The following is a 13,616-nucleotide window of genomic DNA, read 5'->3' on the forward strand; positions in this document are numbered from 1 at the left end:
AAGCGGAAGCTTCACGCCTTCGGCGGCTTCCGCTTTTCCCGAGGTTACAGGCTAGCACGCGAGTCTGTGGCTGAAGCCAGTATCCGACTGAAGTCGGAGGGGTTCCTCCTTGCTAGAGGACTCTAAACAGGCTTGCTGCGGCTTTTGCGTATAGGCTCGAGGTACGAGCCCACCAATGCTGCGCTCACGAATATAAACGTGAGAGGCAGGCAAGGATTCATGCACAAGAGGAAACAGAAGCATCGCCCCCGCAGCCATTTCGGCACGGCTATCCTCGAACAAGAAGCGCGTATCGATCTCGCGGAGCGCTCAGCAGACGGCCTCGGCATCGCCTTTCTCGGCGCATCGGGGACCGTAACGGGCTCTCGGTACCTAGTGGATGATGGCGAGACGCAGGTGGTCATCGATTCCGGCCTGTTCCAGGGTCCGAAGGATCTGCGCCGCCTCAATTGGGCGCCGATTCCGCCCGAGGTTGCCGATGTCGACCTGGTGCTGCTCACCCATGCGCATCTCGATCATTCCGGCGCGCTGCCCCGGATGGCACGATTCGGGTGGGGAGGAACCGTTCTCAGTACACGGGCCACCGAAGCTCTGTGCGAGCTTCTACTGCCGGACAGCGGTCATCTTCAGGAGAAGGACGCGGAGTTCGCCAACCGTCACGGTTTTTCGAAGCACCAACCGGCACTGCCGCTCTACACTCAGGCCGACGCGCGCTTGGCGCTGCAACTGTTCCGAACGATCGAGTTCGGGGCATGGCACGTGATCGCGGATGGCATCAAGGCACGCTATCATCGCGCCGGACATATCCTCGGGGCCGCGTCGATCGAGATCAACTGGAAAGGTCGCACGATCCTCTTCTCCGGCGACATCGGGCGTTACGGCGACGCGGTCATGAAGGATCCCGAGCCGCCCGCGCGCGCCGACTATGTCCTCGTGGAGTCCACCTATGGCGATCGCCGCCACGAGCAGATCGACCCGACAAGAGCGCTGGGGGACCATATCGAGCGGTGCGTCAGGCGCGGCGGCACGGTCGTGATCCCGGCTTTCGCCGTGGGACGCGCGCAGTCGCTCCTCTATCACCTTTCACGTCTGCGTGCCGACGGCCGTCTGCGGGACATCCCTATCTATCTCGACAGCCCCATGGCGATCAACGCGAGCGGGCTGATGTGCGACTTCATGGGGGAGCACCGGCTGAGTCGCGCGGAGTGCGAGGCGGCCTGCGGAGTCGCGCACTATGTGCGCGAAGTCGAGGAGTCCAAGGAGCTGACCGCGAATCCCGCCCCCAAGGTCATCATCTCGGCAAGCGGCATGGCGACTGGTGGCCGTGTCCTGCATCATCTCAAGCGCTTCGCACCGGACGGAAAGAATCTCGTCCTCTTTTCGGGCTTCCAGGCGGCGGGGACGCGCGGCGCGGCGATGATCAGCGGTGCCCGGACGATCAAGATCCACGGCGAGTATATTCCGGTCGAGGCCGAGGTCGCAAACCTTACCATGCTGTCTGCGCACGCCGACAGCGATGAGCTCATGCGATGGCTCGGCTCGCTGCACGAGGCGCCAAAACATGTGTTCGTCACCCACGGAGAGCCCACCGGCGCACATGTGCTGGCGAAGCGCATCTCGGAAGAACTGAGCTGGTCCTCCAGCGTCCCGGCGCTGGGAAGCTGGGGCATGCTGGCGTGAGCGCCCCCGCAATCGAAGAAACCGATGCGGAGCCCATCGCGACGACGCTACGGGCGCGACGCCTCGGCCTTACCGCAGCCGGCAACGATCCGATTGCAGTCATGCGTCACGACTGCCCGGTCTGTCGATCCGAAGGGCTCGCGTCCCGCGCTCAAATCAGACTCCGCGCCGGCGGCCATGAAGTGGTGGTCTCCCTGCTGCACAGTTCGGCCGATATTCCGGCACCCGGCGAGATTGGCCTGTCCGAGGCGGCTTGGCACCGGCTCGGCGTCAGTGACGGCGACCTGGTGGAGATCGCGCATTCCCAGCCGCTTGCCTCGCTCAGTGACGTGCGGCGTCGTATCTACGGGAACCGACTCGGCCAAGCGGCCTTCTCGGCGATCATCACTGACATTGCCGAGCGCCGGTACAGCGATGTCCATCTCTCGGCCTTCGTGACGGCCTGTTCGGCGGTCCCGCTTGATCAGGATGAAACCGTCGGGCTCACGAGGGCCATGGTCGATGTCGGAGAGCGGCTGAGCTGGGCCGGTGCCGTCATCGTCGACAAGCACAGCGTCGGCGGATTGCCGGGCAATCGCACGACGCCGATCATCGTATCGATCATGGCCGCTGAAGGCCTGATCATGCCCAAGACGTCCTCACGCGCGATCACCTCGCCGGCCGGCACTGCCGACACGATGGAAGTGCTGGCGCCCGTCGACCTCGACGTGCCCGCGATCCGCCGGGTGGTCGAGCGCGAGGGTGGATGTATCGCCTGGGGCGGCGCCGTAAAGCTCAGCCCGGCCGACGATGTGATCATCGGGGTCGAACGGGTGCTCGACATCGACGCGGTCGGACAGATGGTGGCCTCGGTACTTTCCAAGAAAATTGCCGCCGGCGCGACCCATCTCGTGATCGACATCCCGGTCGGCCCGACCGCCAAGGTGCGCAGCGCCGAGGCAGCCGAAACGCTCTCGACGGCGCTGACCTCGGTCGCCGAGGCCTTTGGCCTGCGCACCCGCGTGATGTGCGGCCCGGGCGTCGAGCCGATTGGCCGTGGCATCGGCCCGGCGCTCGAAGCCCAGGAGATACTGGCCGTGCTCCAGGGCGAACCCGGCGCAGAGGATCTCGCGCACCGGGCATGCGAACTCGCCGGAGGCCTCCTCGAGCTGGCGGGAGCGACACCGACCGGCGGAGGATTCGCGCGCGCGCTGGAAAGCCTCGAAAGCGGCCGGGCCTGGGCGAAATTTCAACGCATCTGCGAAGCCCAGGGCGGCATGCGAGAACCGCCGGTTGCCAAGTTTCAGCAGGATATGATCGCACCTTATAGCGGCAGGATCGTCAGCATCGACAATCGCAAGCTCGCAATCGTCGCCAAGCTCGCCGGCGCGCCCACAGCCAAAGCCGCCGGGGTCGCGCTGCACAGCCGCCTGCACCAGACGGTGGAGGCAGGCGCCCCACTATGCACCATCCATGCCGAGAGTCCCGGTGAGCTTGACTATGCCGCGGCATTCGCGGTGAGTGACGGGGCGATCTTCGGGATTACCGCTGAATGAACCGGCCGATCATCTTCGCGCTTCCCGGCAGCGAGGCGCTGCTGCAGGCCCTGTGCACTGCCCTCGACGCGGAGCCGGGAGCACTGGAACATCGCCAGTTTCCTGACGGGGAGACTTATCTCAGGATCGAAAGCGATGTCGCCGATCGGCACGTTGTCCTTCTGTCGAGCCTCGATCGTCCGGACGCGAAGCTGCTACCGCTTCTGTTCGCCGCTGACACGCTTCGCGAGCTTGGTGCCCTCAAGCTTGGTCTCGTCGCCCCTTATCTCGCCTATATGCGCCAGGACGTGCGCTTCCATCCCGGCGAGGCGGTCACGTCGCGAACCTTTGCCGCCCTCCTGTCTCGCCATCTCGACTGGATGGTGACGGTCGATCCGCATCTCCACCGCTACCATGCGCTGGCAGAGATCTATCGAATTCCGACCCAGGTCGTTCATGCGGCCCCGCTCCTGGCAGCATGGATCAAACGGAACGTCGCCCGGCCGCTGATCATCGGCCCCGACATGGAAAGCGAGCAATGGGTCGCGCAGGTCGCGGCCGACGCCGATGCGCCGTTCCTCGTCTGCGAGAAAGTGCGGTCCGGCGACCGTGAGGTGACGATTTCGATCCCCAACGCCTCGGCATTTCTCGATCGCCAGGCAGTGCTGGTCGACGATATCGCCTCGTCAGGGCGAACGCTCGCGGTCGCGGCACGCCAGCTCGCCAGCATGGGTTTCGCACCACCCGATTGTGTGGTGGTTCATCCCCTCTTCGCGGGCGACGCGGCGCAGGTTCTGGGCGGGTATGTGGGGCGCATCGTCAGCACGAACACAATCGTTCACACCTCCAACGACATCGACATGATGCCGGTGATCGCGGAGGCTGTCCGCAACGCCCCGTAAGCAGGACTGCGGGGCACGCAGGCGCCCCTCCCTAAAATAGCTTCTGAACCTGCCGACAGCATGTCGTCCACGCTTTGGCTCGCCAGATGCCGGCGTGATCGCCGAGTTCGTGAGGCACAAAATCCCCCTTGACCTTGGACTATGGTCCAACCCGCACAAGGCGCGCGCGAAGCGGCGGCGTGACCGACGCTGCAGCATGGTAGGTTTGAATTGCCAGGGGGACCATGGCAGAAAAGCGCGTCGTTCATATCGTCGATGACGAGGAGACAATCAGGAAAGCGGTGGCGTTCACGTTACGAACAGCGGGTTTCATCATTGAGACTTATGCATCGGGACCGGAATTTCTGAAGATTGCGGGTGAAGCCGAGATCGGCTGTGTCATTCTCGACATGCATATGCCGGATATGGACGGTCTCGAGGTTCAGGCAGTTCTGACACAGAGAAACATCGACATGCCGATCGTCGTGCTGACCGGAAATGGCGACGTCGCGCTGGCGGTCCAGGCGATGAAGGCAGGCGCCGTCGATTTTCTCGCCAAGCCGATCGAAAGGGCCGTACTGCTCACTGCAGTCGACCGAGCATTCGCGCGCATCGACCGGGCAGAGAGCCGTGCCCTCGAAGAAGCTGAAGCGAGGATGCAGATAGATCTTCTGACGCCGCGTGAACGGGACGTCCTAGAAGGTCTCGCTCAGGGGCACCCAAACAAGACCATCGCCTACGACCTCGGCATCTCTTCCCGAACGGTCGAAGTCCATCGTGCGAGCCTTATGGCCAAACTCGGCGCCCATACGCTTTCCGAGACCTTGAGGATCGCCTTTTCGGCGGGAATGGGAAAGCGGTCGTAAGCCTGCAGACACAACTCTGTCACTGCGCATCTTTTGGCTTCGCCGACCCGGAGCAGAGCGAGGCGTTGGCGGAATAATACATCGGCATCCATCGAACCCGTGACGAAGGCATGGCGACGCAGGCTCCGGCGGCTCGGGCGCGGGCTCGCCCCATCCAAACGGCCAGATGGCCTTCGATCACTATTCCGAAATAACGTGAAACTCTTCCAGCAACTGGGCGATCTCTGTGCCTTCGAGCTTCTTCATCAGCAGCTTGCGCAGGAAGGACGGGCCGGGAATGTCGATCCCCTTGCCATCCCTGAGCGGCCCGATCGCAGCCAAGAGCGTGCGAATATCATAGGTTGAGCTAAACACTTCAGGCACGCCGCGTTCGACCTGCATGAGCGTGTAGACGGCCTCCATCGGCGTGCGCACCGAATATTCCGTCGTGAAGATACAATCATGCTGCTTCGACTCGGCAAACTGGCCGATGAAGGCGAAATTGACCGCGCCCTGAGGCACCACCTCCGGCCGGTCGCCGGCCTGGCGCGGCATGAAGAAGGCGGTGATGTAGGGCATCATCACCGGCACGGTCTTTGCTCCCGTCGCCGCGAGCCCGGGGATATCCGCGACCGGCACGCCGAGGTGATAGAGCCATTCCTGCGTGATTTCCTCGCCCGTGCAGTCCTGCATCGGCTTCTTCACATAGTCACCCGGCCGGTCGACGAACAAGGCATAGAACCAGGCGACGATCTGGTCCTTCGGCTGCTTCTTGAAGTGGGGTTGCCGGCTGACCGTCCAGCTCAGTAGCCAGCTCGAGTCCTTGACCGTGACGATGCCGCCGGTCACCACCCGGCCGCTGAACGGATCGCGCCTGGCGATCTTGCGAATGTACGCCGGGATGCGCGCGTCTAGCGTGGTGATGGTTGCCGATGCCCATTTGGTTTCCGGGATATTGGATCCGAACACATCGGGACGACCAAAGGCGGAATCCTTGGCCGCGATCCGGCGCCACAGATCCCAAGCCGGCGCGGGCCCCTCGTTGAGCCTGGCCGGAGTATGGTGATCGCCATTGTCGGAATTCTCGGTCAGCGATCCGATGGTGATGAAGACGAGATCATCGGCGCCGAGATCGACGCCGCCTTCGACGCCATTTTCGATCCAGGCAATCCGGGTCGCCTGCTTGCGGCCGGGTTGGATGTCGAAATCGACGTCGGTGACCTCGACGCCGTAGCGAAACCTGACGCCGCGATCCTGCAGCCATTTGACCAGCGGCAGGACCATCGATTCATATTGATTGTAGCGGTTGAACTTGAGTGAGGAGAAATCCGCCAGACTGCCGATATGGTGGATGAAGCGATGGAGATAGAGCTTCATCTCGAGCGCGGAATGCCATTCCTCGAAGGCGAACATGGTGCGCCAGTAGAGCCAGAAGTTGCTCCTGAGGAAATCATCGCCGAAGACTTCGTTGATCCGCTTGTTCTCCATCTCCTCCCGCGTCGCGAGGAAGACGGAGATCAGATCTTTTTGCGCGCGATCGCCGAGTGTCAGCAAAGCCTTGTCAGGCACATCCAGGCCCTGGTTCTGCGTGACGCGCTGCAGCGAAAAATTCGGATCGTCCTTGTTGAGCCGGTAGAATTCGTCGAGCACACTCGCATCCTCGATCTCCAGCGACGGGATCGAGCGATAGAGATCCCAGAGGCATTCGAAATGCTCCTCCATCTCGCGCCCTCCGCGGATGACGAACCCTTTTTCGGGGACGTCGAGGCCGTCGAGCGCGCCGCCGGGAACATGCAGCTCCTCAAGGATGGTAATATGCTCGCCGGCGACGCCGCCGTCGCGGATCAGGAACGCCGCGCCCGCTAGTCCCGCAAGACCCGAGCCGACGAACCAGGCCGTCTTCCTGTCAGCGCCCTCAGGTTTGCGGGGGCGCACGAAAGCTTCATAGTTTCCGCTACTATAGTGCATGACGAACTCCCTCTTCGATCCCGACGACAATGGCGGTTCTGCGGTTTCTTGCTGAACAGCAGAAATGCCTGCCCTGCATTCATTCTCGCCGATGTCGCCCGCCGCTCAGTTCGACGACTTCACTGGTGATCTGATCCTGACGCGTGAGCCGCTCCTCGAGGCGCAGGGCCTCGCCCTTGCGATCGATGTGGCTGCGGGCGGTCGCCATGGTGCGCAGCCGTGCCTCATTCTCGGCGACGAACGTCTCGACCGCCGCCGCGCAGATCTGGGCGAAGACATATTCCACTGTCAGGTTGCCGATGAGGTCCGCCGCCTTGATATTGACGAGCGGCGGCAAATCCGCCGTGGACGCCGGGAAAGTGTCGAGGTCGAGCGGCAGGAGGCTCGCACGCACGATCGAGATGCCCTTGCCGCTGCTCCAGACCGGATAAGCCATGGTAATGGGCACCGCGCCGGCCTCCTCCAGAAAGTCGTAAACCGCGTCGATGATGCTCGTCGCCAGCGCGGGAAGCGCGTCGGCCTTGCTCGGCATGCTCGCGCTCCATGCGATGCGCAGACCGCGCTCGGCCGCAAGGGCCGCCGTGCGTGCCCCAATCAGAAGAATATGCCTGTCCTGCATGTCGGCCGCGGCGCCGTCGAGCAGCTGCTCCGGAAAGGCCCCGGCAAAGCCTTGCTCCGCACCGAACAGGATAAGGCCGCCTCTCGCACCACCGACCGCCCGCGCCGGAAAACGCGCCAGTGGCTCGTCAAGGCGGCGCGCCTGGCCAATGGCGGTGCGGGCGGTCTCCGCATAGCGTCGCACCGCGGGCAGCAGCGCGCGCGCCTGCTGCGCCCGCTGCGCGGCGATGCCCTGCATGGCGTTGACCACCGCACCGAGCTGGCGGACGGTCTCGATCCGGTGGCCGATCTCGGCGAGACGATCGCTCATGGCATACCGCCCATCCGCGGGCTTTCGAGCAGCGCTTTCACCGCCGCGACCAGAGCGGCCCGCTGCGCAGTGTCGATCTGTCCGGTCCGCTCGATCTGCGCGCAAAGCTCGGGGACGTGATCGTCGATCCAGGCGGGCAGCCGTGTGCGGAGCGACGGTATCTCCGCTACTGCCATGTCGTCGAGCAACCCTTCGCTGAGCGCAAGGGCCAGCGCCACCTGGTCGACGGCCCGCAGGGGGCTGAGCAATGGCTGCACGAGCAGGGCGCGCAAGCGTTTGCCACGTTCGATCTGGGCCCGGACGCGCGGCTCAGGCTGCTCGCCGAAGCGGGTGAACATCTCGAGTTCCAGGAACTGCGCATAGTCGAGGCGCATGGTTCCGCTCGCGTCGCGCAGGACACGCAGCTGCGTCTTGCCGCCGACCCGGCTCACGCTCGTGCCGACGTCGATGGCGGGCTTGTGCCCTTGCGCGAACAGCTTCGCGTCGAGAATGATCTGACCATCGGTCATCGAGATCAGATTGGTTGGGATATAGGCGCTGACATTCCCGGCATCGGTCTCCGCGATCGGCAGGGCGGTGAGCGAACCGCCCCCTCGTTTGGCCGAGAGACGCGCCGCGCGTTCGAGCAGGCGGGAATGGAGGAAGAAGACGTCGCCGGGATAGGCCTCGCGCCCGGGCGGCTGCCCGGTCAGCAGAGCGATCTCGCGATGGGTCGCGGCATGCTTGGTGAGATCGTCGAGCACCACCAGCGCGTGGCCGCCCGCGTCCCGAAAATATTCGGCCATCGTGAAGCCCGCGAAGGGCGCGATCCATTGAAGCCCAGGCGCCGCGGCGGGGCTCGCCACGACAAAGACGGTGCGGTCCGGTGCGCCATGCCGCCGCACCTGATCGATCACGCGTGCGACCGCCGAGCTTTTCTGACCGATTGCGACATAGACGCAGATCATGTCGCTCGTGCGCTGGTTGATGATCGTGTCGACCGTGAGCGTCGTCTTGCCGGTGGCGCGGTCTCCGAGAATGAGTTCCCGCTGCCCCCGGCCGATGGCGAACATCGCATCGATCGCGAGCGTGCCGGTTTGGACCGGCTGGACGACGAGGTCGCGCTCGATGATCGATGGCGCCGGCCGTTCGACAGGGTCGAAACGCCTGGCCCTTATCGGTGGGCCGCCATCGAGCGGACGGCCGAGCGGATCGACGACGCGGCCAAGCAATGCCTCGCCAACCGGCACGCGCACCACCTCGCCCGAGCCGGTTACGGTGTCTCCTGCCTCCACCTGGGCGGCATCGTCGAGCAGCACGCAGCCGATCCGGTCCCGGTCGAGCGTGTGGACGAATCCGGTCTGGCCCCGGGCGAAATAGAGCAATTCGTCGAGGCGCGCGTCCGGAAGGCCCGAGACCATAGCAACGCCGTCGCCGATCGATTCCACCCGGCCAATTGCATCGACACGCGGCCCGAGATTGGCGCGCGCGATACAGCTCTGGGCCTGCGTCAGCCAGTCTTCAGGCGATCCGGGCATGATCGTCCTCATTGAGGCTCTCCACCATGGCGTCGAGATCGGCGCGCCAGCTGTTGCGCACGACGGCGTGGGGCGTGCGAAGCTCCGCGCCGGCGATGAGATCTGGATCGACCGCGAAGATCGGGGTCGCGGTATCCGGCAGGATTTCGCCAAGCGCGCGCGCTACCTGCGTCTGCAGATCGGCCGTCAACGGCGCGGGCGTCGCGACGGTGACGGTCCCGGCGACCGCCAGGCTGCGGCGATCCGCCTCGGAAAGGTCCCCGAGCCGCGCGTTGAGCGCGTCGACCATGGCCTGCACCGTCTGCTCGGGCGGGAGACGAGCGAGCAATGTGCCCGCCATCGAGGCGGCGAGGCTCGCTGCCTTTTCCCGCCACTGTGCCGCCACCCGCCCGCGTTCGGCATCGATCGCCGCATGGCCTTGCTCGACCACGGCGTCCGCCTCGAGCCTGGCCTGCGCGAGGAGGCGCTGGCGCTCTGCTTCGGCCTCGGTCCGGATCTCGGCGTGCCGCGCAGCCGCATCCGCGACGAAGCCGTCATTCTGCGTCTTGAGCGCCTGCGCTTCGGCCTGTGCCCGGTCCTTTGCCTCCTGCGCTTCGTCGAGCAGCGCCTGGGCCGATGCCTGGCGGGCAGCGATGGCATCCATCACCGGACGGAACAGGAAGCGTCCGAGCAGCCACACGAGGATGAGGACATTGACCGCCTGCAGCGCGAGCGTCCACCAGTCGATCCGCATGTCAGGCGAACGGGTTGGCGAAGAGCAGCAGCAGCGCGATCACGAGGCAGTAGATCGCCATCGTCTCGATCATCGCGAGGCCCACGAACAGCGTGCGCGAGACGGTGTTGGCGGCTTCGGGCTGGCGCGCGATCGCGTCCATCGCGGCGGCGACGGCCCTGCCCTGCCCGAGCGCCGGGGCGATTGCGCCGATCGAGATCGCGAAAGCGGCGCCGAGGATGCTGGCGAGATGGATCCAGTTCATGCGGGGGACTCCTGTTTGGATGCCGGGCGGGCGCCGTTCTCGCTGATAGCGCTCCCGATAAAGACCATGGCGAGCGCGCCGAAAATGTAGGCCTGGACCGCGCCGGTGAGCATTTCGAGCGCCATCAGCGGGATCGGGACGAGCAGCCCGGCGATGCTCAGCACGACGCCGATCATGAAGACGCCGCTCATGACGTTGCCGAACAGGCGCACCATCAGCGAGAAGCTGCGGGTGAAGAGCTCGACGATATTGAGCGGGGCGAGCAGGATCGAGGGGCGCGCGAAGGTCGCGAGATAGGCCCTGGGCCCGAGCGCGCGGACGCCGAACCAGAGCGTTGCGCCGAAGACGATCAGCGCCAGCGCCGCGTCGGTTTCGAGGGTCGCGGTCGGCGGCTCGACGCCGGGGATCAGCGACGACCAGTTGGCGACCAGCAGGAACAGGAACAGCGTGCCGATCAGCGGCAGATAACGCCGCGGTTCCGCCTCCATCGTCTCGCGGATCTGGCCGGCGACGGTCTCGACGACCAGCTCGATCGCAGCCTGCGCACGCGATGGGCGGAGAGTAAGGCGGCGGGTCAGCAGCCAGCTTCCGATGGTGAGCACGACCATGATGCCCCAGGTCGTGACCACGGGCTGGCTGATCGGTACCGGGCCGACGGTGAAAAGTACATGGCCTTCGAGCGGCGAGGCGAATTTCATCGGGCACCTCCGAACCGGTGGAGCATGATCTGGCGACCGCCCATGAAGCCGGCTGTTGCGGCAAGAAGCGCCGGCCACCCTTGGCGGCTGGCGATGACGAGGACCAGAATAGTGACGGCGAGACGCCCGAGCCTCAGCAGGATCGCGCGCGATGCCGAGCCGCCATGTGTGACGAGGTCGGCTTCTCTCGCGATGGCCGCGAAATGGGCGAGGCCGACCGCAAATCCGAGGGCCAGGAACAGGATGGGGGAGAGCTGGCTCATTGCCGGTGCATCCAGCGCCAGCCCGACCAGCAGCCGAGGGCGAGCCCGACGAGCAGGAGCGGCGCGGTCCAGAAGATGCCGCTATCCAGCCGGTGGTCGAGCCAGCGGCCGATCGCGAGACCGACCAGCGCGGGCAGGACGATCTGCCAACCGAGCACGCCGATCTGGCCGAGATTGCGGGCGACGGAAGGAAGCCGCTGCGCAAGCCGCCGCCGTTCCGCGCGGGTCCGGATGGCTTCGACGATCGGCTGCTCGGGCTTGTCCGCGTTCACAGACCAAGCTCCCGGCCACCACCCTGCAGGGCCTCGACCATATGGCGGATCGCCTGCATCCTGAGCTTCGCCGACGCGGTCCGTTCGGATCGTTCGCCCTCGTCGCGCTCGCGGTAGCGCGCGAGCACGTCATGCTCGAGCGTTCCAAGGTCATCGCCGACATGGCCTTCGCGCGTCGCGACCGCGACCTCCGTGCCGTGGCTCACGGTCAGAATGCCGTTGCGCACCGCGCAATAGCCGGGAGCGCCATCGGAGCCCCGCCAGGAGACGATCGAGACGCCAAGCGCGGTCAGGAAATCGGCATGGCCCGACAGGATGCCGAAACTGCCGCTGGCGTCCTCGGCGCGAACCGACGCGACATCGGCGTCGACGAGGATCGCGGTCGGATCGGTGATGCGCAGCTTCATGCGCCCTGCCCCACGCGAGAGCGTGCCTCTTCAATATCGCCCACCATGTAGAAGGCGCTTTCGGGCCAGTCGTCGGTCTCGCCCGACAGGATGGCCGCGACGCCCTTCAGGGTATCAGCCAGCGCCACCGAGCGGCCGGCTTGCCCGGTGAAGGCCCGCGTCACCATGAAGGGCTGGGTCAGGAAGCGCTGAAGTCGCCGCGCCCTGCCGACGATCAGCCGGTCTTCGCGGCCCAGCTCCTCGATGCCGAGCAGCGAGATGATGTCCTGCAGCTCGCGATAATGCGCGATCGTCTCTCGGACCTGCTGGGCGAGCGCGTAATGATGATCACCCACGACCTGCGGATCGAGCAGGATCGACGAGGACCCCAGGGGATCGACCGCGGGATAGATGCCTTCGGCCGCCATGGCGCGCGAGAGCAGAATGGAACTGTCAAGATGGGCGGAGATGGCGGTGACCGCAGGGTCGGTGAAATCGTCGGCGGGCACATAGACCGCCTCGATCGCGGTCACCGCAGCCCCATGCACAGAGGCGATGCGCTCCTGCAGCGCGGCCACCTCGCTGGCCAGCGTCGGCTGATAGCCGACGCGCGAGGGCATGCGTCCAAGCAGGCCCGACACCTCGCTGCCGGCCTGGACGAAGCGGAACACATTATCCATGAGCAGCAGGACGTTGCGCTTCTGCTCGTCGCGGAAATGTTCGGCGATGGTGAGCGCGGTCAGCCCGACCCGCCAGCGCGCGCCCGGCGGCTCGTTCATCTGCCCGAAAACGAGCACGGTCTTGTCGATCACACCCGAGCCGCGCATGTCGGTGAGCAGCTCATGGCCCTCGCGCGATCGCTCGCCGATGCCCGCGAACACTGAGACACCCTCGTAGCGGGCGACCATCGCGTTGATGAGTTCCATCACCAGCACGGTCTTGCCCACCCCCGCGCCCCCGAACATGGCGGCCTTGCCGCCCTGGGCAAGCGGTGCGAGCAGATCGATGACCTTGATGCCGGTCTCGAACATCGCCGTCGCCGCGCTCTGCTCGTCGAGCGGTGGGGGTGCGCGATGGATCGGCCTCAATGGCACATCCGGTCCGAGCGGCGCGCCGCCGTCCCCCACCTGCCCGGTCGGCGTAAGGAGCCGCCCAAGAACCTTGTCTCCGACCGGAACCGCGATGGGTGCGCCCAAGGCCACCACGCCGACATTGCGCGCCAGACCGGAGGTCGGCTGAAGCGCGACGGCGCGGACGGTCCGATCATCAATATGGCTCTGCACTTCCGCGACCAGCGGGCCTGACGCCGCATCGATGCGCAGTGCTTCATTGACTGCGGGCAGCGGCCCTTCGTCGAACTCGACATCGAGGACGGGACCGCGGAGCGCCGCAATCCGGCCGAGCCTGGCTATGGATGGTATCACGCCCATGCCGGTTGCCGGGTCAGACCATAATCATGCCCGACCGTGCCGCGATCATGACGGGACGGGTAGAAGTCGCTGCCCGCGGGCACGACATGGACGACAAGCCAAAAGTGCATTGGCTGAGCGTCGCAGGCAAGCCGCAGATTCGGCATACGTAGAGTTACCGATTCTCTCTGATTCAGCCTCGCCGAATATCGGCGGCGCGACGCGATGAGCCTCAGGCCAGGGCTGCATGCCCGATACGCTGGAGCTTAGACGCGAAG

Annotated in this window: 14 protein-coding genes; 4 read left to right on the forward strand and 10 right to left on the reverse strand. The window is 65.3% G+C overall.

Translation table 11 applies throughout. The features are described from left to right. Positions 1-219: 219 nt before the first annotated feature. The 4 genes from LDN95_RS13665 (at position 220) to LDN95_RS13680 (ending at position 4,941) form a co-directional block, all read left to right on the forward strand. Entirely contained in the window at positions 220-1,680 is a 1,461-nt protein-coding gene (locus LDN95_RS13665; RefSeq protein WP_052242496.1) for an MBL fold metallo-hydrolase RNA specificity domain-containing protein, read from the forward strand. Beyond that, positions 1,677-3,215 (forward strand): thymidine phosphorylase family protein, encoded by a 1,539-nt coding sequence (locus LDN95_RS13670; protein WP_062345266.1) that lies wholly within the window; start codon positions 1,677-1,679, stop codon positions 3,213-3,215. Before LDN95_RS13665 ends, LDN95_RS13670 begins: the two co-directional genes overlap by 4 nt. Beyond that, the gene (locus tag LDN95_RS13675) at positions 3,212-4,096 is read left to right on the forward strand and encodes a ribose-phosphate pyrophosphokinase (RefSeq protein ID WP_226018243.1); all 885 of its coding nucleotides are present in this window, start codon (positions 3,212-3,214) and stop codon (positions 4,094-4,096) included. Before LDN95_RS13670 ends, LDN95_RS13675 begins: the two co-directional genes overlap by 4 nt. 224 nt (positions 4,097-4,320) lie before the next feature. Further along, complete coding sequence (locus LDN95_RS13680; protein WP_039335475.1) at positions 4,321-4,941, forward strand: response regulator transcription factor; 621 nt, start codon at positions 4,321-4,323, stop codon at positions 4,939-4,941. A gap of 180 nt (positions 4,942-5,121) precedes the next feature. Here LDN95_RS13680 and LDN95_RS13685 read toward each other — a convergent pair whose 3' ends face one another. The 10 genes from LDN95_RS13685 to atpD all read right to left on the reverse strand — a co-directional run bounded on the left by LDN95_RS13685 (position 5,122) and on the right by atpD (position 13,359). Then, positions 5,122-6,888 (reverse strand): oleate hydratase, encoded by a 1,767-nt coding sequence (locus LDN95_RS13685; RefSeq protein ID WP_039335473.1) that lies wholly within the window; start codon positions 6,886-6,888, stop codon positions 5,122-5,124. Positions 6,889-6,967: 79 nt separating this feature from the next. Then, positions 6,968-7,816, reverse strand: coding sequence for a F0F1 ATP synthase subunit gamma (locus tag LDN95_RS13690; RefSeq protein ID WP_039335471.1), 849 nt, complete (start codon positions 7,814-7,816; stop codon positions 6,968-6,970). Beyond that, a complete protein-coding gene (locus tag LDN95_RS13695; protein WP_370631691.1) occupies positions 7,813-9,345 on the reverse strand; it encodes a F0F1 ATP synthase subunit alpha in 1,533 nt (510 codons plus the stop codon). Before LDN95_RS13695 ends, LDN95_RS13690 begins: the two co-directional genes overlap by 4 nt. Continuing rightward, positions 9,317-10,066 carry a hypothetical protein gene (locus tag LDN95_RS13700; protein ID WP_039335467.1) on the reverse strand — a complete coding sequence of 250 codons (750 nt, stop codon included), beginning with the start codon at positions 10,064-10,066 and terminating at the stop codon, positions 9,317-9,319. The genes LDN95_RS13695 and LDN95_RS13700 overlap by 29 nt, the downstream gene beginning before the upstream one ends. Position 10,067: 1 nt before the next feature. Further along, the gene (locus LDN95_RS13705; RefSeq protein WP_017501321.1) at positions 10,068-10,310 is read right to left on the reverse strand and encodes a F0F1 ATP synthase subunit C; all 243 of its coding nucleotides are present in this window, start codon (positions 10,308-10,310) and stop codon (positions 10,068-10,070) included. Continuing rightward, positions 10,307-11,008 (reverse strand): F0F1 ATP synthase subunit A, encoded by a 702-nt coding sequence (locus LDN95_RS13710; RefSeq protein ID WP_039335466.1) that lies wholly within the window; start codon positions 11,006-11,008, stop codon positions 10,307-10,309. The genes LDN95_RS13705 and LDN95_RS13710 overlap by 4 nt, the downstream gene beginning before the upstream one ends. After that, a complete protein-coding gene (locus tag LDN95_RS13715) occupies positions 11,005-11,271 on the reverse strand; it encodes an ATP synthase subunit I (RefSeq protein ID WP_039335465.1) in 267 nt (88 codons plus the stop codon). The genes LDN95_RS13710 and LDN95_RS13715 overlap by 4 nt, the downstream gene beginning before the upstream one ends. Further along, entirely contained in the window at positions 11,268-11,543 is a 276-nt protein-coding gene (locus tag LDN95_RS13720) for an AtpZ/AtpI family protein (RefSeq protein WP_039335464.1), read from the reverse strand. Before LDN95_RS13720 ends, LDN95_RS13715 begins: the two co-directional genes overlap by 4 nt. Then, positions 11,540-11,950 carry a F0F1 ATP synthase subunit epsilon gene (locus LDN95_RS13725; RefSeq protein ID WP_039335462.1) on the reverse strand — a complete coding sequence of 137 codons (411 nt, stop codon included), beginning with the start codon at positions 11,948-11,950 and terminating at the stop codon, positions 11,540-11,542. Before LDN95_RS13725 ends, LDN95_RS13720 begins: the two co-directional genes overlap by 4 nt. Beyond that, the gene (atpD, locus tag LDN95_RS13730; RefSeq protein WP_039335461.1) at positions 11,947-13,359 is read right to left on the reverse strand and encodes a F0F1 ATP synthase subunit beta; all 1,413 of its coding nucleotides are present in this window, start codon (positions 13,357-13,359) and stop codon (positions 11,947-11,949) included. The genes LDN95_RS13725 and atpD overlap by 4 nt, the downstream gene beginning before the upstream one ends. Positions 13,360-13,616: the final 257 nt, after the last annotated feature.

It is taken from the genome of Novosphingobium sp. FKTRR1 (genome assembly GCF_020404405.1).
Lineage (GTDB): Bacteria > Pseudomonadota > Alphaproteobacteria > Sphingomonadales > Sphingomonadaceae > Novosphingobium.

Excerpts from the sequence above, each read along its gene's own strand:
- LDN95_RS13705 (WP_017501321.1), bottom strand. The coding sequence starts at position 10,310 with ATGAACTGGATCCATCTCGCCAGCATCCTCGGCGCCGCTTTCGCGATC.
- atpD (WP_039335461.1), bottom strand. The coding sequence starts at position 13,359 with ATGGGCGTGATACCATCCATAGCCAGGCTCGGCCGGATTGCGGCGCTC.
- LDN95_RS13700 (WP_039335467.1), bottom strand. The coding sequence starts at position 10,066 with ATGCGGATCGACTGGTGGACGCTCGCGCTGCAGGCGGTCAATGTCCTC.
- LDN95_RS13725 (WP_039335462.1), bottom strand. The coding sequence starts at position 11,950 with ATGAAGCTGCGCATCACCGATCCGACCGCGATCCTCGTCGACGCCGAT.
- LDN95_RS13695 (WP_370631691.1), bottom strand. The coding sequence starts at position 9,345 with ATGAGGACGATCATGCCCGGATCGCCTGAAGACTGGCTGACGCAGGCC.
- LDN95_RS13685 (WP_039335473.1), bottom strand. The coding sequence starts at position 6,888 with ATGCACTATAGTAGCGGAAACTATGAAGCTTTCGTGCGCCCCCGCAAA.
- LDN95_RS13715 (WP_039335465.1), bottom strand. The coding sequence starts at position 11,271 with ATGAGCCAGCTCTCCCCCATCCTGTTCCTGGCCCTCGGATTTGCGGTC.
- LDN95_RS13710 (WP_039335466.1), bottom strand. The coding sequence starts at position 11,008 with ATGAAATTCGCCTCGCCGCTCGAAGGCCATGTACTTTTCACCGTCGGC.
- LDN95_RS13680 (WP_039335475.1), top strand. The coding sequence starts at position 4,321 with ATGGCAGAAAAGCGCGTCGTTCATATCGTCGATGACGAGGAGACAATC.
- LDN95_RS13690 (WP_039335471.1), bottom strand. The coding sequence starts at position 7,816 with ATGAGCGATCGTCTCGCCGAGATCGGCCACCGGATCGAGACCGTCCGC.
- LDN95_RS13665 (WP_052242496.1), top strand. The coding sequence starts at position 220 with ATGCACAAGAGGAAACAGAAGCATCGCCCCCGCAGCCATTTCGGCACG.
- LDN95_RS13675 (WP_226018243.1), top strand. The coding sequence starts at position 3,212 with ATGAACCGGCCGATCATCTTCGCGCTTCCCGGCAGCGAGGCGCTGCTG.